The organism is Nocardiopsis oceanisediminis (genome assembly GCF_048595525.1).
GTDB classification, from domain to species: Bacteria; Actinomycetota; Actinomycetes; order Streptosporangiales; family Streptosporangiaceae; genus Nocardiopsis_A; species Nocardiopsis_A oceanisediminis.
The window spans coordinates 3,994,219-4,015,391 of record NZ_JAFMZJ010000001.1 but is presented as its reverse complement, the minus strand read 5'-3'; the positions used below and the strand labels follow the sequence as shown (position 1 = coordinate 4,015,391).

General features: G+C 78.0%; 18 protein-coding genes. 5 read left to right on the top strand and 13 right to left on the bottom strand.

Going from position 1 to position 21,173, the window contains the following annotated elements:
* Window positions 1-104 precede the first annotated feature (104 nt).
* Complete coding sequence (locus J0910_RS17945; RefSeq protein WP_420159683.1) at window positions 105-686, top strand: Dps family protein; 582 nt, start codon at window positions 105-107, stop codon at window positions 684-686.
* 172 nt (window positions 687-858) lie between these two features.
* The gene (locus tag J0910_RS17940) at window positions 859-1,059 is read left to right on the top strand and encodes a DUF1918 domain-containing protein (RefSeq protein WP_420159682.1); all 201 of its coding nucleotides are present in this window, start codon (window positions 859-861) and stop codon (window positions 1,057-1,059) included.
* A gap of 395 nt (window positions 1,060-1,454) precedes the next feature.
* Here the strand turns inward: J0910_RS17940 and J0910_RS17935 are convergent, their stop codons facing one another.
* From J0910_RS17935 to J0910_RS17925, 3 genes are all read right to left on the bottom strand, one after another.
* Window positions 1,455-1,916 carry a nuclear transport factor 2 family protein gene (locus tag J0910_RS17935; protein ID WP_420159681.1) on the bottom strand — a complete coding sequence of 154 codons (462 nt, stop codon included), beginning with the start codon at window positions 1,914-1,916 and terminating at the stop codon, window positions 1,455-1,457.
* Window positions 1,917-2,216: 300 nt separating this feature from the next.
* Window positions 2,217-2,954 carry a tyrosine-protein phosphatase gene (locus J0910_RS17930; RefSeq protein ID WP_420159680.1) on the bottom strand — a complete coding sequence of 246 codons (738 nt, stop codon included), beginning with the start codon at window positions 2,952-2,954 and terminating at the stop codon, window positions 2,217-2,219.
* A gap of 284 nt (window positions 2,955-3,238) precedes the next feature.
* The gene (locus J0910_RS17925) at window positions 3,239-4,111 is read right to left on the bottom strand and encodes an LLM class flavin-dependent oxidoreductase (protein WP_420159679.1); all 873 of its coding nucleotides are present in this window, start codon (window positions 4,109-4,111) and stop codon (window positions 3,239-3,241) included.
* A gap of 1,676 nt (window positions 4,112-5,787) precedes the next feature.
* On the opposite strand from J0910_RS17925, the gene J0910_RS17920 reads away from it, so the two are divergent.
* Window positions 5,788-6,747, top strand: coding sequence for a GlxA family transcriptional regulator (locus J0910_RS17920; protein WP_420159678.1), 960 nt, complete (start codon window positions 5,788-5,790; stop codon window positions 6,745-6,747).
* An 87-nt stretch (window positions 6,748-6,834) separates the two neighbouring features.
* On the opposite strand, the gene J0910_RS17915 is transcribed toward J0910_RS17920, so the two are convergent.
* The 4 genes from J0910_RS17915 to J0910_RS17900 all read right to left on the bottom strand — a co-directional run bounded on the left by J0910_RS17915 (window position 6,835) and on the right by J0910_RS17900 (window position 10,579).
* Window positions 6,835-7,488, bottom strand: a complete 654-nt coding sequence (locus J0910_RS17915; protein ID WP_420159677.1) for a DUF1326 domain-containing protein — start codon at window positions 7,486-7,488, stop codon at window positions 6,835-6,837.
* Window positions 7,489-8,269: 781 nt separating this feature from the next.
* Window positions 8,270-8,917 (bottom strand): sulfotransferase family protein, encoded by a 648-nt coding sequence (locus J0910_RS17910; RefSeq protein WP_420159676.1) that lies wholly within the window; start codon window positions 8,915-8,917, stop codon window positions 8,270-8,272.
* Between the two features lie 71 nt (window positions 8,918-8,988).
* Window positions 8,989-10,329 carry a cytochrome P450 gene (locus tag J0910_RS17905; RefSeq protein ID WP_420159675.1) on the bottom strand — a complete coding sequence of 447 codons (1,341 nt, stop codon included), beginning with the start codon at window positions 10,327-10,329 and terminating at the stop codon, window positions 8,989-8,991.
* A gap of 118 nt (window positions 10,330-10,447) precedes the next feature.
* Window positions 10,448-10,579 carry a cittilin family RiPP precursor gene (locus J0910_RS17900; RefSeq protein ID WP_420159674.1) on the bottom strand — a complete coding sequence of 44 codons (132 nt, stop codon included), beginning with the start codon at window positions 10,577-10,579 and terminating at the stop codon, window positions 10,448-10,450.
* A 129-nt stretch (window positions 10,580-10,708) separates the two neighbouring features.
* On the opposite strand from J0910_RS17900, the gene J0910_RS17895 reads away from it, so the two are divergent.
* Window positions 10,709-12,097 (top strand): WD40 repeat domain-containing protein, encoded by a 1,389-nt coding sequence (locus J0910_RS17895; protein ID WP_420159673.1) that lies wholly within the window; start codon window positions 10,709-10,711, stop codon window positions 12,095-12,097.
* 327 nt (window positions 12,098-12,424) lie between these two features.
* Here the strand turns inward: J0910_RS17895 and J0910_RS17890 are convergent, their stop codons facing one another.
* From J0910_RS17890 to J0910_RS17870, 5 genes are all read right to left on the bottom strand, one after another.
* Entirely contained in the window at window positions 12,425-13,219 is a 795-nt protein-coding gene (locus tag J0910_RS17890; protein WP_420159672.1) for an alpha/beta fold hydrolase, read from the bottom strand.
* A gap of 49 nt (window positions 13,220-13,268) precedes the next feature.
* Window positions 13,269-14,153 carry an alpha/beta fold hydrolase gene (locus tag J0910_RS17885; protein ID WP_420159671.1) on the bottom strand — a complete coding sequence of 295 codons (885 nt, stop codon included), beginning with the start codon at window positions 14,151-14,153 and terminating at the stop codon, window positions 13,269-13,271.
* 608 nt (window positions 14,154-14,761) lie between these two features.
* Window positions 14,762-15,577, bottom strand: coding sequence for a thioesterase family protein (locus tag J0910_RS17880; protein WP_420159670.1), 816 nt, complete (start codon window positions 15,575-15,577; stop codon window positions 14,762-14,764).
* Between the two features lie 454 nt (window positions 15,578-16,031).
* Window positions 16,032-16,508, bottom strand: coding sequence for a hypothetical protein (locus tag J0910_RS17875; RefSeq protein WP_420159669.1), 477 nt, complete (start codon window positions 16,506-16,508; stop codon window positions 16,032-16,034).
* Window positions 16,509-16,631: 123 nt separating this feature from the next.
* Window positions 16,632-17,873: a DUF6745 domain-containing protein gene (locus J0910_RS17870; protein ID WP_420159668.1), complete on the bottom strand. Its 1,242-nt coding sequence runs from the start codon at window positions 17,871-17,873 to the stop codon at window positions 16,632-16,634.
* A gap of 390 nt (window positions 17,874-18,263) precedes the next feature.
* Here J0910_RS17870 and J0910_RS17865 point away from each other — a divergent pair, with 390 nt between their 5' ends.
* Window positions 18,264-19,838 (top strand): CYTH and CHAD domain-containing protein, encoded by a 1,575-nt coding sequence (locus J0910_RS17865; protein ID WP_420159667.1) that lies wholly within the window; start codon window positions 18,264-18,266, stop codon window positions 19,836-19,838.
* Window positions 19,839-20,124: 286 nt separating this feature from the next.
* Here the strand turns inward: J0910_RS17865 and J0910_RS17860 are convergent, their stop codons facing one another.
* Window positions 20,125-20,937 carry an SAM-dependent methyltransferase gene (locus tag J0910_RS17860; protein WP_420159666.1) on the bottom strand — a complete coding sequence of 271 codons (813 nt, stop codon included), beginning with the start codon at window positions 20,935-20,937 and terminating at the stop codon, window positions 20,125-20,127.
* Window positions 20,938-21,173: the final 236 nt, after the last annotated feature.

Sequence of the window (21,173 nt, the reverse complement as noted above, 5' to 3'; positions counted from 1 at the left end):
CCGCGGGTGACGGGCGGTCCCGGAGACTGGCTGGTCGGATGCGATCGGGCGCCCGCCCGGTCGCGGCGGATCCACACGCCACCACACAGGGGAGGGTTCCAGCAGTGACCAGCACCCGAACGCCCGAGCAGCGCAGCAGCCAGCCGTGGCTGCACCAGACGGGCTCCGAGATCCAGCGGTTCGGCACGGTCCGGCAGTTCCCGATCGGCCTCTCCCACGACGCGCGGATGTACTCCTGCCAGCGGCTCAACCAGGTGCTGGCCGATACCCAGATCCTGCACGCGCTCTACAAGAAGCACCACTGGCTGATGCGCGGGCACACCTTCTACCAGCTCCACCTGCTGATGGACAAGCACGCCGGGGAGCAGGCCGGGATGGTCGACTCGCTGGCCGAGCGGGTGCAGACGCTGGGCGGCGTCGCGGTCGGCGACCCCCGGCACGTCGCCGAGATCACCCGGGTGCCGCGCCCGCCGGACGGGGCCGAGGAGGTCCCGGCGATGCTCTCCCGGCTGCTGGAGGCGCACGAGCTGATCCTGGCCGACGCGCACGAGGCGGCGCGCAGGGCCGACGAGGCGGGCGACGACGGCACCAACGACCTGCTGGTCTCCGACGTGGTCCGGACCGGGGAGATGCAGGCCTGGTTCCTCGCCGAGCACCTGGTGGACACCCCGCTGGTGCGGACCTGAGGCCGCCGGGGGCGGGGCGGCTCCGCCCTGTCCCCGTGTCGACCGGGGGCGGGGCGGGAATCGTGCCGGAAAGACGCCGGGCCGGCGGGGGCCGGCGCGGTGCGCGGAACGGGCGGCGGGGCGCCGAGCGGTCGCGCGGGCCGGTCCTTCCGCCGCAGAGGAGGGGAGCGCCATGGAGGCCGCAGTGGGCGACCGGGTGAAGATCAACTCCCGGGTCGTCGGTATGAAGGAGCAGACCGGAGAGATCATCGAGGTCCGCGGCCCGTCCGGGGAGCCGCCCTACGTGGTCCGATTCGAGGACGGACACGAGGGGCTGATCTTCCCCGGACCGGACGCACTGATCGTGCCGAAGCCGGGCGGCCCGGTCGACTGAGCGGGCCGGACGGGAGGCCGGGCCTGCCGGGGCGGACCGGACGGGATCGGCGCGTCAGAGCAGGTCACCGCGTTCACCACCGGCCCCGCGGGCAGGGGGCGGCGGCCGGCCCAGCGCCCCCGCCCCGGCGGCGGCGATCGCCCGGAGGGACCGCGGCCCGGCGGCGGACCGGACCACCCGCCCGGCGGGTTCGAGGGAGGGGGCGGGCGAGGCGCCGTCCCGGACGGAACCCCGCGCTCCCTCCCCGTGGGCCCGCTACGGGGCGGCGGCGAGGGGGCCGGTCCCGGGCCGGGCGGAAGGCGCCGTGCCCTTCGCCGCAGGGCCGGGGCAGGGGGCGCCACCGGAGGGGGCCCGGTCTCGGCCGCCTGAGCGACCGGGACCGGTTCCGGGTCCGGTCAGGGGCCGGGCCAGGGCAGCGGGGCGCCGTGCTCCTCCTGCGGGCGGGGGCCGAGGATGCGCCGCTCTCCGGCGGAGATGCGCAGGTCGTTGATGCTCGCCTCGCGGCGGCGCATCAGCCCGTCGGAGGCGAACTCCCACAGCTCGTTGCCGTAGCTGCGCCAGCACTGGCCGGCGGCGTCCCGGCACTCGTACTGGAACCGCACCGCGATCCGGTCCTCCCCGAAGGACCACAGCTCCTTGCGGAGCGCGTAGTCGAGTTCGCGCTCCCACTTGGCGGTCAGGAACGCCTCGATCTCCGCGCGGCCGCTGAGGAACACGTCGCGGTTGCGCCAGAGCGAGTCGGGTGTGTACGCGCGGGCGACGAGCGCCGGGTCGCGCGTGTTCCAGGCGTCCTCGGCGGCCTGGACCTTCGCGCGGGCGGCGGCCTCGTCGAACGGCGGGACGGGCGGGCGGGACATGGTGCTCCCCAGGTGAGTGTGCGGGCTCCCGGAGCCGGCGCGGCCTGCCGCCGCGCCGCTCCGGAAGAGGACGGGCACGAGTGTGCCGCCGGGCGGGAGCCCTCCGCCATGTCCTCCAGGGACACGGGCCCCACGGTTCCGGACACGCCGCGACCCGTCCGGGCGGTCCCGGGCCGCAGGGAGGGAGGGCCCGCGGGCGCCCGCCGCCCCCGGCGGGCCGGGGTTTCCCCGCCCTCCGCCCGCCCTCCCGGTGCGCCCCGGAAGGACAGGGAGGCCCCGCCGGTTTCGCCCCGGACCGGATCAGGCGGGAACGGGGTCCAGCAGCCGGTCGCGGAGGGCGGCCACCAGGTCGTCGCCGGCGCCGAGCCGCTCGGCGGCGTAGCCGCGCACCGACCCGTACCGCTCGGCCAGCCCGGCGGAGAAGCGCCGGATGATCCCGGCCGGGGCGGTGCCGTAGGCGGGCCAGCGCAGCGTCAGGTGCGGGTAGCTCGCGTGCCACTCGGCGACCAGGCGCTCGGTCGCCAGTCCGGTCAGCGCGAAGTCGGCGGCGATGTCGTCCTCGTCCACTCCGAGCAGGGTGAGGACCAGCATGGCCAGTACGCCGGTGCGGTCCTTGCCGGAGTGGCAGTGGAACACCAGCGGGGCGGTGTCGCCGGCGATGACCTCCAGGGCCTGCCGGAGTTCGCCGGCGCCCTCGTCGGCGAGCTCGGCGTAGCGCTCGGCGAGGAACGGCACCGGGTCCACGTCGGGGTCCAGGCCCGCCTGGTCGTAGGGCCGGTGCTCGACGCTCAGGTTGTGGTAGGCCAGCCCGTCGCGGTGCGGGACGCGCCCGCTGCGCTCCACCTCCCAGGGGTGGCGCAGGTCGATCACGGTGCGCACGCCCAGGCCGAGGAAGCGGTCCAGGTCGGGGCCGTGCAGCTTGCCCAGGGAGTCGGACCGGAACAGCCGGCCCCGGCGCACCGCGCGGCCGCCGGCGGCGCGGGGGCCGCCCAGGTCTCGGAAGTTGTGCAGGCGCTCGAACGCGATGGGGGTGCTCACGGGGCGATCCTAGAAGCGCGGCCGGGACCGCCGGGAGGCGGGCCCCGCACGCGGCCGCGGCCTCTTCCGGCCTCGGGCGGGAGCGGCGAGCAGGCGCCGTGCCGGCCCCCTGCCGAACGGCCGCGCCGGGGCGCTCCGTGCGGAAGGCGGCCGCGCGGAGAGCGAGGACGGCGCCGCCTCTCCGGTCCTCTGCCCGAACGGGCTTCTCGCTGGACGGCCGTCCCGGAGCGCCTCCGGTGGAAGGCGGTCGAGCGGAGACCGGGACGCCGCCTCCCCCGCACGGTTCACAGGAGCGCCCGCGCCTCGGCGAGCACCTCCGCCTGCCGGATCCAGTCCCCGCCGTCGAGGGAGAGCCCGGCCGTGTCGGCCCCGGCCTCGGAGTAGGCGTGCAGGCGCTCCGCCACCTGCGCCGGGCCGCCGGTGAACGGGACGGCCGTCGCCTCCTCCGGCGCCATGCCGTGCACCTCGACGAGCGAGCGGGTGAAGGACTCGACGGCGGCCGGGTCGTCGACCAGGATCGCGTGGCCCCCGATGGAGATGGACGGGACCGGGCGGTCCAGCTCGCCGGCGATCTCGCGGAGCCGCACCGCCTTCTCGGCTAGGGCCGCCGGGCCGATCAGGGAGGGGACCCAGCCGTCGCCGTAGAGGACGGCGCGGCGCATCGCGGCCTCGGAGTCCCCGCCGATGAGGATCGGCGGGACCGGGGCGGCGGGGGCGAGGGAGAGCTCCTCTCCCTCCACCTCGGTGGGCTCGCCGCGGACGAGGCCCGGCAGCACCCGCAGGGCGGCGTCGGTCCGCCGGCCCCGCCCGCGGAGCGGCGCGCCGACCGCCCGCCAGAACGGCGAGCCCGGGAAGCCCCCGATCCCGACGCCGAGGACGACGCGGCCGCCGGACAGGTGCTGGAGCGTCTGCACCTGCGCCGCGACCCATGCCGTGGGGCGCAGCGGGAGGGTGAGCACGCCGAACTCGATGCCGATCCGCTCGGTCACCGCCGCGGCGCCCGCCAGTACGAGCGCGGGATCGAAGGCCGGACTCCCGTCGCCGGTGATGATGTCGGCCATGCTCACCGCGTCGTAGCCGAGGTCCTCGAGGCGGCGCGCCATGGCGATGTCGGGGACGCCGGCCTCTGTCATGGGCAGTGTCGTGCTGATTCGCATCGCGGTTCTCTCCTGGGCGTCGTGATCGGGAACGCGAATCACGCTAGGACGTCAAGTCGAGTTGAGGTCAAACACCGCGCCCGCCGCGCACCGCATCGCTCTCACCGGGGCCGGTGCCCGGGGGCTGGCCCCCGCGGCCGAGGCGCGGCGCCTCGCGGGGTGAGGGTCCAGACCGGCGGCGACGGCCAAGGCAGGGCCGGGGCGAAGGGCCTCGCCCGGGTGCGGCGCCTCGCGGGGCGGGGGGTCAAGCGGGCGGCCAGGGCGAGGGGAGGGGGACCGGCCGGCCGGTCGGGCGCGGTGCTTCACGGGGTGAGGGTTCAAACGGGCGGCGACGGCGGAGGAAGGGGCGGGGCGGAGGCCCTCGCCCGGGCGCGACACCTCGCGGAGCGAGGGTTCAGACCGGCGGCGACGGCAAGGGGGAGGGGACCGGCCGGCCGGTCGAGTGCAGCGCCCCACGGAGCGAAGGCCCAGACCCGCAACGACGGCGCAGGCAGGAACGGGGCCAGGCGCCACACACAGGCGCGACACCTCGCGGAGCCAGGGTTCAGACCGGCGGCGACGGCAAGGGGGACCGGCCGGCCGGTCGAGTGCGGCGCCCCACGGGGCGGGGTTCAAGCGGGCGGCGAGGGCGGGGAGGGGGACCGGCTGGTCGGTCGGGTGCGGCAGAGCGGGCCGGGGCGCTCGGGGCGGCGGGGGGGCGCCGTGCCCGCGCCGCTTCGGCGGCGGGGCCGGCCGCCTGGAAACCACCACCCCCTACCTGACCTGGGCGAACACGAAGGGTGATGGCGGGGCGGGGGTGCCCTGCGCACCGCGAGAGCACCCCGGTGATTTCTGGGCGCCCATCCCGGGGCCGATCGGCCCTCGGAGGGCCCGAACCGCCTCGGTCGGGCCGGTGACGGAGGGGTTCGAGCGGCCCGCAAGAGCACGAACCGGGGGGCCGGAACCCGGGCAGGGCGGGAGCGGGGGCGGTATGCCGCATTCGTCCTCCCGGGAGGCCCCGCTTCGGCCACTCAGCGTGACCGGCGAGGGGGCGGCGGGGCATCGGGGCCTACTACTCGCCGGTAGATGTCGTTGGGCCTGCCGCGGAGGTGCGCAGGGCGCCCCCGGTCGGCCCGATCCCCGCCGCCGCCCCGGCACAGGGGGCATGACCTCTGCCTTGGCGCGGGCGGCCCGCTCCCCTCCTTTCCCGGGGCGCCGCCTCCCCTGCCGGGCGCACGCGCCGGGCCGGTGAGCACGGCGCCCGCCCGCTCCCGCCCCCGCCGCTGGTCTGAGCCTTCGCTCCGCGAGGCGCCGCGCCCGGGCGACCGCCTCCACCCCGCCCCCGCCGGCGCCGTCACCGCCCGCTTGAACCCCCGCCCCGTGGGGCGCCGCACCCGACCGACCGGCCGGTCCCCACCGCCGCCGTCGCCGCCGGTCTGAACCTCCGCTCCGCGAGGCGCCGCGCCCGGGCGACCGCCTCCCCCGCCCCTACCTCCGCCGTCGCCGCCCGTTTGAACCCCTGCCCCGTGAGGTGCTGCACTCGACCGACCGACCGGTCCCCCCTCTCCGCCGTTGCTGCCCTGAACCCCCGCCCTGTGAGGCACCGCGCCCGGTCGGGGTGTTTGGGCCCGCGTCTGTGGGCGGCCGATGGCGCAGGGATCGACGGTGAGCGGGCCGGGCCGTCTAGGCTTGCCGCCGTGTCGGAGAGAACGATCGCGATCCTGGTCTACGACGGGGTCCGCCTGATGGACGCCACCGCGCCGCTGGAGGTCTTCGGGACCGCGGCCAGGTTCGGCGCGGACTACGCCACGCTGCTCTGCTCCCCGGACGGCGGCCCGGTCGAGGCCTGGCCGGGCGCGCGCCTGGTGCCGGCGGCGTCGGCCGCCGAGGCCGCCGGTGCGCACACCGTCCTGGTGCCGGGTGCGCCGGAGCTGCCGCTGCGCCCCTCCCCGGCGGGGGTCCCGGAGAGCGTCGGGCTGCTGGCCGGGAAGGCCGAGCGGGTGGGGTCGGTGTGCACCGGCGCGTTCCTGCTGGGCCGCGCGGGGCTGCTGGAGGGGCGGCGCGCCACCACGCACTGGCGCCATGCGGCGGCGCTGGCCCGTGCGTTCCCCGGCACCGGTGTGGAGCCGGACGCCATCTACGTGGCCGACGGCCCGGTGATGACCTCGGCGGGGGTGACCGCCGGCATCGACCTGGCGCTCGCCATGGTCGAGCGCGACCACGGCGCGGCGCTGGCCCGCGAGGTCGCCCGCGACCTGGTGGTGTTCCTGCAGCGGCCGGGCGGCCAGTCGCAGTTCTCGGTGCCCGCGCGCACGCCGCGCCCGCGCAGCGACGCGCTCCGCGCGGTGCTGGACGCGGTCGCCGCCGACCCTGCCGCCGACCACTCGGTCGGGACCCTCGCGGCCCGGGCCGGCACCAGCTCCCGGCACCTCACCCGGCTCTTCCGGGACCAGGTCGGCACCACCCCGGCGGTGCACGTGGAGGCGGTCCGGGTGGAGGCGGCCCAGGCGCTGCTGGAGGCGGGCGAGACGGCGGCCTCCGCGGCCCGCCGCTCCGGCCTGGGCACCGCCGAGTCGCTCCGCCGCGCGTTCCTGCGCCGCCTCGGGGTGACCCCCTCGGCCTACCGGGAGCGCTTCACTGCCCGGCGGGTGCCCTGAGCGCGGCCCGCGCCGAGGGAGCGGGGAAGGCCCCGGCGGGTCCGCGCCCGCCGGGGCCTTCTGCGGCCGGGGCCGCCGCGCCGCGCTCTACTCGGGGCGCCAGTCGAAGGAGAAGTGCTTGCTGGAGCCTCCCTTGTAGGACTTGGAGAAGTCGAAGCCGAGGGCGCGGTCGTCGGTCACCACGCCCCAGGTCGCGATCTGGCCGGGGCCGACCTCCGCGCCGGGGGCGTTGACCAGCTGGACGCGCTTGGACGGGTCGGCGGTCGGCCCGGTGAGGGCCCGCGCGCCGACCTTCACCCGGCCGGGGACCTCCGCGTCCCAGTACGCCAGGTCGTCGGCGGCCTCGAATCTGACCGGCCGGTACTCGATGCCGCGCAGCTCGCCGATGAGCGCGCCGAACTGGCCCGGCCAGCCGCCCTCCTTCCCGGTGAAGATCCGCTCCAGGGCGTGCCGCTGGTCGGGGTCGGCCCGGGAGTCGATGTAGAACATGAGCTTCATGGCGGCGTCGGGGTCGCCGACCCACATGTTGCCGTGGAACTCGCCGACCGCGACGACGCCGAGCCCGCCGAGGTCGGTCCCGCCGTAGTGGCCCTCGTGCATCCACCAGGCGAGGGTGAAGAGGCAGTCCCCGTCGGTGGGCGCCTGCGCGAAGGTGCAGGGGCACGGGAGCGAGCAGCTGCAGACGTCGAACCATTCCCCCTTGAGGTGCCAGTCCGTTCCGGTGGTGGTGGTCTCCGGCATCGTGCTCTCCTTCCTCGCAATGGATACCCCCGGTGGGTATGTGGAGAGCCTAGGCGGGGCCGAGGTGGAGGGTCAAGTACCCCCAGGGGGTATATTTTCGCGGGGTGGGAGGCCCGGCCGGAAAGGCCTGGTCGGAGGCGCCGGGCACTGCGCGGCCCGCAGGGGCGTACCATGGCGCGGAGCGAGAGCGGGAGGGCCGGGGCGCCCGGGAGCCTCCGCGACGTGTACGGCGTACCGGAGCGGATCCGGGCCCGCCCGCTCATGTGGCTGCGGGACGGGCCCATGCGGGAGCCGCGCACCGTTCTCACCCGCTTACCGCCCGGTGCTGTGCGTGCGCGGGGCCGAGGAGGAGTTCGCCTTCGGGCCGTGCGGCCCGCTCGCGGAGCGGCTGCGGCGGCGCCTGGAGATGGAGCGCTTCCCCGGCCGGGGAAGCGCTCATCGAGCGGCGCGCCGGCGGGCGGGAGCCGCTGGAGGAGTACCGCCCCGGGCGCGCGCCGTCAGGGCGGGCGCCGTCCCGGATCATGGGAAAGGCCCCGGCGGGCCTGAGCCCGCCGGGGCCTTCCCCGAAAGCGGAGCGATGCGGCGGTCGCCTCACGGCGCGGGGCGCAACGCGGCTCCGAAGACCGCCCGGCCGCCCTCCTGCAGGAGGCGGGCGCCGGACGCGGTATTCCGCGAAGGCATTGAATGGAGCCCGGGGGACACTTTCTACCGCATCGTCCAGGGGGTGCAACGGGCGCGGGGCGCCCGCTATTCCGGGGCGCCGGGATTTTTTCGGGCCCGGTCAGCGGGCCCGCCCGGAGAGGCGGCGGCGCACCCGGTCCTGGAAACCGGCGGCGGCGTTGTCCCGGGGGTAGGGGGCGTCCGGCACCGGGACGCCGAGGAAGGCGCAGAGCGGCCCCCAGCCGTCCTCCGCCCGGAACACCAGCAGCCGGCCGGCCGGGACCGACTCCCGCACCCGCCGCTCGTGCGCGGCCAGCACCGACAGGGCGCGCGCCCTGTCGGTGAACCGGCCGCCGAAGGTGCCGCGCCAGATCAGGTCCTCGGCGAACTCCGCCACCCGGGCCGTGTCACCGGTGAGCCGGCGCGGCTCGCCCGCCTCGTCGAACCGGCTCCGGTAGAGGGTGCGGTGCGCGCTGTCGTACCAGGCGTCCGGGTCGCGGGTGGTGAGCACCACCTTGGCCGCCGGGTGGGCGTCCAGCAGGTCGTCCAGGAAGGCGCAGGCCGGCCAGCCCAGCGCGGCCCGGTAGCCGGCCAGCGCCGCGGCGGCCGGACCGCGGCCGTCCCGCGCGGCCAGCCACGCCTCCAGCCGCTCGGGCCGGTCGTACAGCTCCTTCATGTGGTAGACGGGCCCGAGCCCGACCAGCTCCAGCGCGCGCTTCAGGGACGTCGTCCCGGTACGCCCGAAACCGGCCCCGATCACCTCGACCATAGGCCGCCTCCCTCTCCGGGGCCGGGCGCCGCCCGGCCCGCTCCCGATCGCTCCGGCCGCTTCCCGCCGCACTACTTCCCGGACCGCTCCCCGCGGACCACCGCGCGCACCCCGAGCGGCTGCAGCGCCAGCGCGGGGCGGGCCCGCACCTTCTCCGGCTCCACCGGCTCCAGGCGCACCCGCGCCCGCAGCGCGCGGACCACCGCCTCCATCTCGCGGACCGCCATCGACGCCCCCAGGCAGCCCCGCGGCCCGGCGCCGAACGGCAGGTAGGCGTAGCGGTGGCCGGGGCCGCCGCCGTCCAGCCAGCGCTCGGGGCGGAACGCCTCCGGCTCCGGGAACCACCGCTCGTCGCGGTGGGTCACCCACTGGCTGATCCCGATCACCGTCCCGGCGGGCAGCCGGTACCCGCCGGCCCGCACCGGCCGGACCGCGATCCTGCTGATCACCCAGGCCGGCGGGTAGAGCCGGAGCGCCTCCCTGGCGGCGGCCGCCACGTAGCCGCCGCCCTCCGCGCCCTCGGCGTCCGCGGCGCCGCGCCGGGCCTCCTCGCCCAGCCGCCCGTCGGCCTCCGGCGCGCCGCCCAGGCAGTGCACCAGCCAGGTCAGCGCGTCCGCGGTGGTCTCATAGCCCGACATGAGCAGGGTGGCCAGCTCGTCGCGGACCTCCGCGAACGGGGCGGTGGGGCGCTCCTCCAGCAGCAGGCCCAGCGCGGTCGCCCCGCCGTCGGGGCGGTGCCCGTCGATCAGCGCCTCCAGCGCGGTGTCCAGCGAGCGCAGCGCCCGGCGCAGGCCCAGGTTGACCGGGCTGGGGACCCAGGACGGCAGCCGCACCGGGGAGGAGGTGAGCCGCATGATCGCGGCGACCGCGTCGGCCAGCGCGTCGGCCTCCGCGCCCAGCGGGCGGCCCGCGATGTGCACCGCGCCGACGTGCATGGCCAGCCGGGACATCTCGGCGTGCACGTCGATGACGGAGCCGTCCTCCCACCGGTCGAGGGTGCGGGCGACCGCGTCGGCCGCCGCCGCGTCCAGGCCGGCCAGCCGCTCGCTGCGGAACGCGGGGCGCAGCCGGCGGCGCTTGCGCGACCACTCCCCGCCCTCGCTGTTCATCATCGCGAGCGGGAACCCGGTCCCGCCGCGGCGCTTCTCCCCGGGGCGGACCTTGATCACGTCGCCGCCCCGGTCCACCAGCACCCGGCCGATGTCGTCCGGGTGGGCCAGCAGCACGTTGGAGGGGGTGAGCGAGACGACGTCGCCGTGCTCGCGGGCGCAGCGGGCGAGGAAGCCCAGCGGGTCGACGGCGAAGTCGGCGGCGTTCCCGGTGCCGCGCCCGCCGCGCGGCCCCGGCGGCGCCTCGTCCGAGGGCCGGGGAGGTGTGGGGGAGGGGTCGGGGGCCGAGCGGGCCGACGTCATCGCACCGTCCTGGGGAGGCGGAAGGAGCGGGGCGCCGACGCCCCGCAGAGGGCCGCGCCCCGCCCGTCGTCCGGGCCGGGGCGCGGGCCGCCGGTCTTCGGGCAGACCGGACCGGTCCTCAGTAGTAGATGTAGGGGCGAGTGAGGCGGTCCTTGTCGACGATCCCCAGCCTGGCGGCGACGCGGTAGGCGATCTTCTTCACGGGCGGCCCTTTCTGCTCGCGCCCGAACGGCCGTTCCGGTCCGGGCATGCCGCACAACATATGCCGCCGCTCCGGAACGGAGAACCGCCGCGGAAGTGACCATTGGCTTACCCCGGGGATGTCAGGGGCCGGTGGCAGTATTCGGCGCGTTCTTTCCGCCCCCCTGAAGAGGCTGCGATGTCCACTGACATGTACGGCGTGCGCGTGCTCTCCGCCGACCCCGACGAGCTCCGGATCGACTTCCGGGTCTTCGTGGTCTACTACGACACGGAGGTTCGGCACCACATGCCCCCGCCGGACGACCCCGGGTTCTTCTTCTTCCTGCTCTGGGAGGCGGCCAAGGGCTTCTCCTCCTCCGGGAGGGGAGGGCCGCTGGCCGAGCTGCTGGACAACGGCGCCATGCTGGACTTCGGCCGGGTGGAGCAGGACGCGCACCGGTACGTGTCCCGGGTCGAGCGCACCGCGGACCGCAACCACCCGCCCACCGAGGAGCAGTGGGAGCGGCTGCACGACTTCTACTACGAGCGCGACGGCGGCTGGAAGGACGAGGACCTGCTGGTCTCCTTCGACTACCGGGTGCACGTCACCGACCGCCGCTGGCTGGAGCCGCTCCGCGCGGGCGACGCCTGGGGGACGACGATGTTCCGGCTCAACGCCGACACCTGGACCGCCGAGGACGCCCCGCACATCCCGGACCTGTCGGCCCCCGCCGTCGAACTGGAGCCGTTCGCCTCCGCCTCCGGCGACCTCGACCACGAGTCCCTCACCCGGGTGGAGTTCTCCGACGACGGCCGCTACCTCGCCGTGTGCAGCGACGAGAACCGGGTCTGGGTCTACGACACCGCGGACTGGAGCGAGGTCGCGCACGTCCACGCGGACGGGGGGTGGATCGTCCCGGTGCTGATGTGGGTGCCGGGCCGGCACGTCCTCACCCTCAAGACCTACCCCACCCCGGAGGAGGCCGAGGCCACCGCCCAGTGGGCGTTCGACGTCGACGCCCTGGAGGTGGTCGAGGCGCCCTTCCAGGCGGGGCACCGCCGGTCCCGGGACGGCGCCCACCGGATCGTCTCGAACGACGCGGGCGAGGGCGGCTTCGACCTGGTCGTCGAGGGGAAGCAGGCGCCCCGGCGGATCTCCCACGCCGGGCGCTGGGACCCGATCCAGTGCCACGCCTTCTCCGCGGACGGCACCCGGCTGTTCCTCGGCGCACAGCAGAACCTCTACGTCGTCGACCCGGCGACCGCCGGGGTCGCCGACGCGGTCCCCGACGCCTCGCAGCGGCTGTTCGAGCTCGCCTCGTCCCCCGACGGCGCCTACCTGGCGGTCGCCTCCGCCACCCGGCGCCTCTACCTGGGCCTGGACCCGGACCGGCCGCACGAGCTGTGCGTGTGGCGGATGTCGGACAAGAAGGTCATCGCGGGTCGGCAGTTGGACACCTACGTCGAGGCGCTCGCCTGGTCTCCGGACGGCCGCTGGCTGGCCGCCCTGCTCGAACCCACCGGGGACGGGTTCAACGCCGGCCAGACCCGGCTCGCCGTCTTCCGGATGGGCCCGACCCGGAGCTGAGGCCGCAGGCGGGAAAGGGGGCGGGCGCGGGGAGGCGCTCCGCCGTCCGCCCCTTCCCCGTGGCGGCCCCGGCGCCGGAGGGCGGGGCGGAGCGATCCGGCGCCCCCACCGGGCGGCGGCCTCCGCCCATGGGCGGGCGCGCCTCCCACCGGCGGCCCGGGGGAGGGCGGCGCACCGGCGCCGCGAGGCCGCGTCCGGACCCGCAGCCCGGACCCCCGGGGCGGGCCCGCCCCGCCGCCTGTGCTGCGCTCGGCCGCCGCGCCGTTCCCGGGCGCAGCGGCCGGGGCGCACCGCCGTACCGGCCGGGGCGGCGCCGGCCGCGCCGGGTCAGGCGCCGAGCGGGTGCTCGCGGAGGAAGTCCAGGACGGCCGCGCTCGCGGACTCCCGGTGCTCCTCGAAGTAGGCGTGCCGGGCGCCCTCCAGCAGGAGCAGCCGGGCGCCGGGGATGCGCTCGGCGAGCAGCAGGGCGTTGCCCACCGGGGCGAACACGTCGCCGGTTCCGTGCAGCACCAGGGTGGGCGCGGAGATCCGGGGCAGGTCGTCCCAGGCGTCGTGGCTCCGGCTGGCCGCCAGGTGCCCGCGGCGGGCGTGCCCCGCCATGCCGGGGTCGCCGAGCACCCGCTCCGCGCCCGGGTTCCGCTCCGCCCAGCCGGGGGTGAACATCAGGTCGACGAGGGTGCGCCGGGCGGCGGCCCGGTCCAGGGAGCCCAGCGCGCGGCCGATCCCGGGGTCGGCGGCGACCGCGTTCGGGCCGCCGGGGGAGGTGCAGCCCAGCACCAGGGTGCCGACCCGGTCCGGGTGGTCGGCGGCGAGCCGCTGCGCGACCTTGCCCCCCATCGACGTGCCGTACACGTGCGCGCGCTCGATGCCCAGGTCGTCCAGGACGGCGGCGACGTCGCCGGCGAACCGGGCGATGGAGTACCCGGCCTCGCGGGGCGCGTCGCTGGAGCCGGTGCCGCGGTGGTCCGGCGCGACGGTGCGGAAGGCCGCGTCGAAGTCGCCCCGCACCCCCTCCCACCAGCCGTGGTGGTTGGCCTGCCCGCTGAGCAGGAGCAGCGGCTCCCCGTCCCCGCGGACGTCGTAGAAGATCTTGGCCTGGTCGGAAGCGGTCGCGTACGGCACCCGCGCATTCTAGCCGCCCGGTCCGTCCCGGAAACGGCCGGAAGGGCGTTCAGGCGCCCTTGAGGAAGGCGTCGATCTCCGCGGCGATCCGCGGCCGGTCCGGGGAGAACCAGACCAGGTGGCCGTCGGCGGAGCTCTCCAGCAGGCGGGCGTCGCCCAGCTCCGCGGCGAGCGCCTCGGCGTGCGCGAACGGCACCGCACCGTCCCGGCGGGAGGCGACCACCAGCGACGGCTGGGCGACCAGGGCCGCGTTCCCGCCGCCCTTCTCCAGCGCCCGCAGGTCGATGAGGAAGCCGCGCCCGGACCGCATCCGGCAGAACAGGCCGGCCAGCGCGGCCCGGTGCGCCCGGGGGAGCCGGTCGACGACGTCGGCGGCGGGCTCGGTGGACAGCCCCTCCATCATGGAGCGCAGCCCGGCCACCGGGTTGGCGCGCAGCATCCCGCGCACGCTCGCCCAGGTGGCGGCCTCCACGTGCGGCGCGAAGGCGAGCCGGCCCATCCGGCGGACCGCCGGCGCGGGCCAGGGCAGCGGCCCCACCGCCGACACCAGCAGCAGCCTGCGCACCAGATCGGGGTGGCGGGCGGCCATCGCGACCGCGGTCGGCCCGCCCGCGGACACCCCCACGGCGGCGGCCACCCGGCGGACGCCGAGCCGCCGGCACAGCTCGGCGGCGGTGTCGGCGAAGGCCTCCGGGGTGCGCCCCGCCGCCGGATCGGTGCTCCCGTAGCCCGGCCGGGAGGGGACGAGCACCGCCCGCCCGCCTCGGGCGAGCTCCTCCTCGCCGAGGGCGATCCCGGCGCGCAGGTGGCCGCCGTGGAAGACGACGACCGTGTTCGGTCCGCCCTGGCGCAGCCGGTACTCCACGGTCCCGGAGCTCAGATCGAGGGTGGAGGCGGGGAGTTCGGGGGCGGCTGCCAGCGGCTCAGGGCGCACGTGTCCTCCGTCGGTGCGGCCGGCCGGAGGGGGCGGGGCGCCCTGGGCGCCTGCGGCGGCCGCCCGCTGCTCATCGTAGACCGGGGCCGCCCCGCCGCCGGTGCCCGAGCGCCGCGTGGGGCGGGGGAGGCGGCGCGGCCCCGGGCCGGGTGCGGCCGCCGGGCCCCGGGCCGGGCGCGCCCCGCGCCGGAAAGCGGGTGCGGTCCGCCCTCGACCGGCCCGAGCGGAGGACGCCGGCCGGGCACGGCGGGGCGCCCCTGACCGCCCCGCCGGGGCCGGGCCGCTCCGGCCCTGACCGGCGCACCCGGCGCGGCATCGCGGGGCGCCGCGCGGGCTTTCCCGCGGAGGCGCGGAACCGCGGGCGGGCGCACTCGGGGCCCGGTGGCGGAGAGGCGGGTCCGGGCCGGGACTCCGGCGGCGGGGCGCCGGGCGGGGGAGGGGCGGTCCCGTCGCGGGGAAGTCGACGGGACCGCCCCGCCGCCCGGTCCGGCGGAGGGGGCGCGGCCCCCTCCGGGCCGGGGCCGCGGAGGGCGGACCGCTCCGGCGGGCACCCGGCCGGGCGGGCGCCCCCGGCCCGCTCGGCGGGACCGGCGCGGGGCCGCGCGCGGTCAGCGCGGGGTGCGCACCGCGGCGATCTGGGTGGCCTGGGCGACCAGCCGGTCCTTGGCGTCCCGGGCGGAGACGGCGACGTCCATCCGGTCCCCGCCGACCTCGGTCGCGTTCATCCGCACCCGGACCGGGCCGGGCGCGGGGCGGCGCCGGATGTAGGAGCTCATCTGCACGGTCGGGGCCCAGCCGGGCAGCCCCAGGTCGTAGGAGACGGGCGGGACCATGTCGAGCGCGACCAGCAGGGAGAGCGGGTCCCAGTCGGACCCGTCGGCGAGCCGCTGCCACCCGGCGATCTCGCCGCGCATCGACGGCGCGCCGGCGGCGAACCCGAGCGTCCCCGGGTCGAGCCGCTGGTCGACGACGTCCATCAGCGGGACCCGGAACCCGCCGGGGGCGTCGGCGGGGCTGGGCGGGCACTCCTCCTCGGCGGGCAGCCGGGCGGCCTCCGAGCGCGACCAGTGCGGCCCGTCCTCACCGAGCAGGCCGGTGACGGTGAGAGCCTCGGCGCAGACCCCGGAGTCCTGGAGCAGGCGGGCGCGGGACTGGGTCGATCCGCGCCCGGCGCGCAGCACCTCCACCTCGACCCGCGCCGGGCCGGGGGCCGGCGGCCGCACGAAGGAGGCGGACATGGAGAGCAGGTCGCGGTGGTCCCCGCCGGCGGCGGCCGAGGCCCGGCCCAGCACGGCCATCAGGTACCCGCCGTGCAGCTTGTCGCCGACCGCCCAGCGGGGGTCCAGCTCGGCGCCGAAGACGGCAGGGCCGCCGCCGCCCTCGGTGCGGAGGGCGACCTCGGACGCCGTCGCGAACTCGTTCATCGGGGCTCCCAGGGGTCGGCTCCCGGGCGGGCCGGGAGGGGGTGCTGCGGTCCGGGCGCGCGGACCCGGGGCGGTGGGGGCGCGCCGCGGGGTCCGCCATTGGTCACCGATCATAATGATCAAGGAATTGAATGACCGGGCGGGGGTCGCCGTCACCCCTGCTCCGCACCGGAAGCGCGGAGCGCGTCCCCGGCGGGGCCGCCGGGGCCGCCCGCCGGGAGAGGCCGGGAGGCGGCCCCTCCCCGCTTTTCCCGCCGGTGCTTCGAAGGGGCGGGGAGGGCGCCGGCCCGGGGCCGCGCGGCGGACGGACGCCGCAGCGGTGCGGGCTCCGCGGCCCCGGGCCCGGCGCCGCCCGGGGCGGGCCGGAGAGCCGGGGAGCAGAGGGGAAGGCGCGGCACCGGGCCGGGCGCGTCCGTCCTCGCGCCCGCCGGTGCCGCGCCCGTTCAGGGGCGGCTCAGTCCGCGACCAGCCGGTGGAAGACGGACCGGGGCCGGCCGGCGCGGTGCCACCGGGCCGGGGCCTCGCCGCCCTCCCGCTGGCGGCGGATCAGGTAGGTGCCGGGGGCGAGGCCGGTCCCGCCGTGCTCGGGGTGGAGCAGGTAGGCGGGCCGGGTGGTGCGCACCGCGCCCAGGGCGAGGTTCTCCGGGTCGCCGACGTAGGTCGACCACAGGCAGGTGCCGCCGTCGGCGATCAGGGTGTGCGGGTTCCCGCCGGAGGCGCTGCGCAGCAGCTCCCGGCCCTCGGGGGGAACCTCGTCCCACAGGAAGCCGGGACCGGGCAGGGACAGGCCGGGGACCAGGCCGGCGGGGACGGCGATCAGGTCGCCCTGGGCCTGCAGGCCGTCGATGACCGGGACCGACACCTGGCGCTCCAGGTGGTCGAGGACGTCCAGGCCGGTGCGGGCGGTGAGGTCGGCGAGCGTGGTGGGCATGTGGCGATCACCTTTTCCGTTCTCGTCGGTATCGGGAAGGGCGCGCGGAGGCGCGCCGCGGGGCCGGGGTCCCGGGCGGCGGGGCGGGCGGATCCGCCCCCGGTCCGGCCGGGCCCCGGCCGGTCAGGTGCGGCGGACCAGCCGGGCGTAGACCTCGCCGGGCAGGCCGTAGGTCCACCCGGCCGCCGCGACCGGGTCGTCGAAGCGGGCCGGGACGTCCAGGCCGTACCGGCGGCGCCGGCCGTCCCGCTCCACCGAGCCGTTCACCGCCAGCAGCACCCGGGTCCGCGGCTCCCGGGCCTCCCCGGCCCGGTCGTACAGCCGCAGCTCGGAGCCGGGGTTGCCGGGGTCGGGCGCCGAGGAGACCAGGCGGAAGCCGGCCTGGTCGATGTAGGCGCCCCAGCCGATCCGCTCGATGGCGGTGCGGCGCACCTCCACGTTGGGCTCGGCGTCGATCCGCGCGGCGTCCGGGGCGTGCACCACCCACGCCGGCACCGCGGTGCCGTGCACGGCGTGCACGCCCCAGCCGTCGCGGTAGAGCACGGCGGGGCCGTCGGCGCGGTGCAGCCGCACGCCGCCGTGCGGGTCGGAGGGGAGCGGCTCGGTGTGCACGGCCGCCGGGCGCTCGGCGATGACGCACACCTCGTCGCCCGGCCACCACCAGCCGCAGGAGCGGGCGAGCGCGGCCAGCGGGCGGCGGACGCGCTCCAGCTCCCGGGGGAGGCCGGCCGGCCCCGCCCGGAGCCGGGCCTCATAGCAGCCGAAGCGGTGCGCGTCGTGCTGGCCGAACCAGGTCAGGCCGTGCCGGAGCCCGGTCGCCGCGGCCGAGAACGCGCTGATCAGCGGTGCCCGGAGCGCGTCCTGGACCGAGCCGTGCAGCGGCTCCTCCACGGTGACCGCGAGCATCTGCGGTAGCGGGACGCCGAGCCGCAGCCCCTCCTCCGGCGGCCGGGACCGGGCGGCCGCCACCTCCCGCATCGTCGCCCGGGACAGGCGGTCCGTCTGCCGCCTGACCAGGTCGGCCATGCGGACGTGGAGCGCGAACTCCAGCTCGGCCAGCCGGGCCGAGACCGGCCGGTCGGCCCCTCCGGGGGAGCGGGGGAGCGCCCGCGGCCAGCGGGCCGCCCGCGGGTCGGGTATCGGGGAATCGGAGCCGAGCACCGCGCACGGGGAGTCCACCCAGCTGAACCGGGGCGGATCCGCGCCGATGAGCGCGTACAGCTCGGAGACGGCCTGTTCGGCGGTGGGCCGGTCGGCGGGGTCGGTGCACAGCGCGTGCCGCAGCCATTCATCGCGGACGCGGACGGCCGACCGGAGCAGCGGCAGATCCGGGGTCGGGCCTGCGGGCCCGTTCCGCCCGGTCACCGGCTGAAGGCGCGGGCGCCCTTCCACTGGGAGTCGTTGAGCATGCGTGGATGGTGGCAGAAACCCGCGGCGCGGTGCAAGGGCCCGCCTCGGTGCCCCTTCGCGCCGGAGCGGCCGCGGCCTGTGGGCGCGGGGCCGGTTCCGGTCGGGCCCCGGGGGCGCCGCCGGCGGTGCGGAGCCGGCCGGCCCGCACCCCGGCCCCCGCGCCTCGCGGGGCCCGCCCCGGTGGCGCGGGCGTCGCCCCCGAAGCGCCCGCCCGGCGGTCCGCCCGGCCGCGGCCGGACCCGGTGAGCGCCGGGAACGGCCCGGTGCCGCCTCCGGCCGGGCCGACAGGCCGCGGAGGGCGACTAGAATTACCGGCCCGGGGACGGGACCCGGTGGGAGCCGACCATGGCCGAGCAGCCGAAAGGGCCCGCGGCGACCGGATCCGCGAACGGCGGGACGGCCGCCCGCCCCGGCGCGCACCACGACCACCTCGAAGTCGAGAGCACCTTCGCCGCCGGCGCCGGCTTCACCCTCCCGGACCTGGCAGACCTGGCCCCCGGCGGTATCGAGGCGCGCCGGCACCGGCTCGGCGCCACCTACTTCGACACCGGCGGCCTGCGGCTCGCCGCCCGCGGCATCACCCTGCGCCGCCGGCTCGGCGGCGGCGACGCCGGATGGCACCTGAAGATCCCCTGGGAGCGCGGCGCCAAGCGCGAGTTCACCGCACCCCCGGGAACGCACTCCCGGCGCGTGCCGGCGCGGCTGTCCCGACTGGCCTCCTCCGCCTCGCGCGGGGCGCCGCTGGAGCCCGTCGCGCGGATCACCACCCGGCGCACCGAGTACGCGCTGCGCGCCGCGGACGGCACCGTGCTCGCGCTGGTCGCCGACGACCGGGTCACCGGGGAGGTCCTGGCCGGACCGGCCGAGCGGCGGGAGTGGCGCGAGGTGGAGGTCGAGCTCGGAGCGGGGGACCGGCGGCTCGCGGAGCGGGCCGCCGACCGGCTGCTCAGCGCCGGGGCCGCCCCCTCGGCGACCGGATCCAAACTCCTCACCCTGCTCGGCGGCCGGGTGCCGGGCCCCCGGCCGCGCCCTTCCGGCGGCACCGCCGCCGACGCGGTCCTCGGTTACCTGCACGACCAGCTGGAGCAGATGGTCGACCTGGGGCCGCGGGTGCGCACCGGCGAGTACGACTCGGTGCACCGGATGCGGGTGTGCACCCGGCGGCTGCGCGCGGTCCTGGGCGGCCTGCCCGGCGCCGTGGACCGGGCGGCGGTCCGGGGCCCCCTCGAAGACCTGCGGGCGCTCGCCTCGGCGCTGGGGGAGGCGCGCGACCTGGAGGTGCTGCGCGAGCGCTTCGCCTCCCGGCTGGACGCGCTGCCGGACCGCCTGGCCGGGACCCGGCTCCGCTCGGACTGGCTGGAGGCCGTCGACCGGCGGCACCGCGCCGCCGAGCAGGCCGCCGTGCGGGCGGTCGACGGCCCCGGCCACGCGGCGCTGCTCGACGCCCTGGAGCGGCTGCTCGACGACCCGCCGCCGGGCGAGCGCGCCGGAGAGCCCGCCGCCGACGTCCTCGGCGACCTGCTCGGCGGGGCCCGCGCCCGGCTGCGCAGGGACCGCCGCCGGGCGGAGGAGGCGTCCACCGGGCCGGATGAGCGGCGCGACGCCGCCTGGCACCGGGTGCGCAAGTCCGCCAAGCGGCTGCGCTACACCGCGACCCTGGCCGAGCCGTACCTGGGCGCCCGCGCGGCCCGGCTGCGCACGTGGGCCGCCGAGCTGCAGCAGGCCCTCGGCGACCACCAGGACGGCGTCGCCGCGGTGGACTTCCTCGGCCGGCACGGCAGCCGGCTGGCCGCCTCCTCCGGGGACCGGGCCTCCGCCGCGGCCACCCTGGCCGCCCTGGCCGCAGCCGAGGCCGCGGAGGGGCCGCACCGGATCGCCGCGGCCCGCCGCATCTGGAAGCGGGCCCCCGCCGGGGGCTGACCCGGCCGGCGGGGGCCGCGCCCCTCCGCCCGAGCGCCCGTCGGCCGGCCGCAGGAACATTCTGCGGGGCCGGGCCGGCCCCGCCGCCCGGAACGGCCGGATCCGTGCTAACGGACCGGGGCGGGCGCCCCTCAGATCGTTGCCGGGAGAAGCCCGCCCCGGGCGATGATCTTGGAGTTGCGGGGCCATCAGAGGGCTCTGACAGCCCCGCAACTCCGAGATCGTCGGGGGGAAGGGGGAGGGGCGGGGGGTTCTTCTGCGCTCGCGGCCTTTCCCGTCAACGATCTCAGGGCTTGCGGCCGACGGCGACCAGGTGCGGGACGGGGCCCTCGGGGGAGAGCGTGCCGGGCTCCGGCCGCCAGTCGGGGGCGTGCACGACCCCCGGGTCGAGCAGCTCCAGGCCGGCGAAGAGGCGCTCGACCTCGGCGCGGCTCCGGGTGCGCATCGGGTGCGGGTTGGCCTCGTTCCAGACCCGGAGCAGCTCGGCCATCCGCTCCGGGACGACGTCGGAGGCGGGGTGGCCGACGACGAGGTGGCTGCCGGCAGGGAAGGCGCCCATCAGCGCCTCGACGATGCGCGCCGCCTCCTCGTCGCCGATCACGTAGTTGAGCACGCTGGACAGCACCACCGCGGTCGGCTGGCCGGGGTCGAGTGTGCGCAGCGCCGCCTCCAGGACCGCCTCGGGCTCGTGCACGTCGGCGTGGACGTAGTCGGTGGCGCCCTCCCCGGTGCCGACCAGCAGCGCTCGGGCGTGCACCAGCACCAGCGGGTCGTTGTCCACGTAGACGACCCGGCACGAGGGGTCCGCGGCCTGCGCGACCTCGTGGGTGTTGTCCGCTGTGGGCAGCCCGGTCCCCACGTCCAGGAACTGCCGCACCCCCTCCCGCTCCACCAGGTGCCGCACGGACCGCGCGAGGAACTCGCGGTCGGCGCGGGCGCTGACCACCGCCTCGGGCACGATCTCCTTCAGGCGGTCGCCGACCTCCCGGTCCACCGCGTAGTTGTCCCGGCCGCCCAGCCAGTGGTTCCAGACCCGGGCGGAGTGCGGCACGCTGCTGTCGATCACCGGCCGCCGCGCGGCGCCGGAGGAGTCGGTCATCGGGGGGTCCCATCGTTCGTCGGAGACAGGTCCCGGAATTCTAGATCCCCGGCGGGGCAGGGGATCCCGGCGCCGGACGCCCCTCGCCCCCCGCCTCCTTCCGCGCCGGCCCCGGCGGGGCCGAGCCGCCGCCGGCACGGGAGGGGGAGGACGCCCCGGCCGGTCCCCTCTGCGGTCTCGGGAGGCGGCGGAGGCACCGGAGGCGCCGCCGCCGCGGCCTGCGGAGCCCGCGCCGG

What these genes read in the sequence shown, in the direction of transcription:
- J0910_RS17880 (WP_420159670.1), bottom strand. Translation starts at nt 15,577, where the DNA reads ATGAACGAGTTCGCGACGGCGTCCGAGGTCGCCCTCCGCACCGAGGGC.
- J0910_RS17905 (WP_420159675.1), bottom strand. Translation starts at nt 10,329, where the DNA reads ATGACGTCGGCCCGCTCGGCCCCCGACCCCTCCCCCACACCTCCCCGG.
- J0910_RS17915 (WP_420159677.1), bottom strand. Translation starts at nt 7,488, where the DNA reads ATGCCGGAGACCACCACCACCGGAACGGACTGGCACCTCAAGGGGGAA.
- J0910_RS17910 (WP_420159676.1), bottom strand. Translation starts at nt 8,917, where the DNA reads ATGGTCGAGGTGATCGGGGCCGGTTTCGGGCGTACCGGGACGACGTCC.
- J0910_RS17860 (WP_420159666.1), bottom strand. Translation starts at nt 20,937, where the DNA reads ATGACCGACTCCTCCGGCGCCGCGCGGCGGCCGGTGATCGACAGCAGC.
- J0910_RS17940 (WP_420159682.1), top strand. Translation starts at nt 859, where the DNA reads ATGGAGGCCGCAGTGGGCGACCGGGTGAAGATCAACTCCCGGGTCGTC.
- J0910_RS17865 (WP_420159667.1), top strand. Translation starts at nt 18,264, where the DNA reads ATGGCCGAGCAGCCGAAAGGGCCCGCGGCGACCGGATCCGCGAACGGC.
- J0910_RS17935 (WP_420159681.1), bottom strand. Translation starts at nt 1,916, where the DNA reads ATGTCCCGCCCGCCCGTCCCGCCGTTCGACGAGGCCGCCGCCCGCGCG.
- J0910_RS17925 (WP_420159679.1), bottom strand. Translation starts at nt 4,111, where the DNA reads ATGCGAATCAGCACGACACTGCCCATGACAGAGGCCGGCGTCCCCGAC.
- J0910_RS17895 (WP_420159673.1), top strand. Translation starts at nt 10,709, where the DNA reads ATGTCCACTGACATGTACGGCGTGCGCGTGCTCTCCGCCGACCCCGAC.
- J0910_RS17900 (WP_420159674.1), bottom strand. Translation starts at nt 10,579, where the DNA reads ATGCCCGGACCGGAACGGCCGTTCGGGCGCGAGCAGAAAGGGCCGCCC.
- J0910_RS17875 (WP_420159669.1), bottom strand. Translation starts at nt 16,508, where the DNA reads ATGCCCACCACGCTCGCCGACCTCACCGCCCGCACCGGCCTGGACGTC.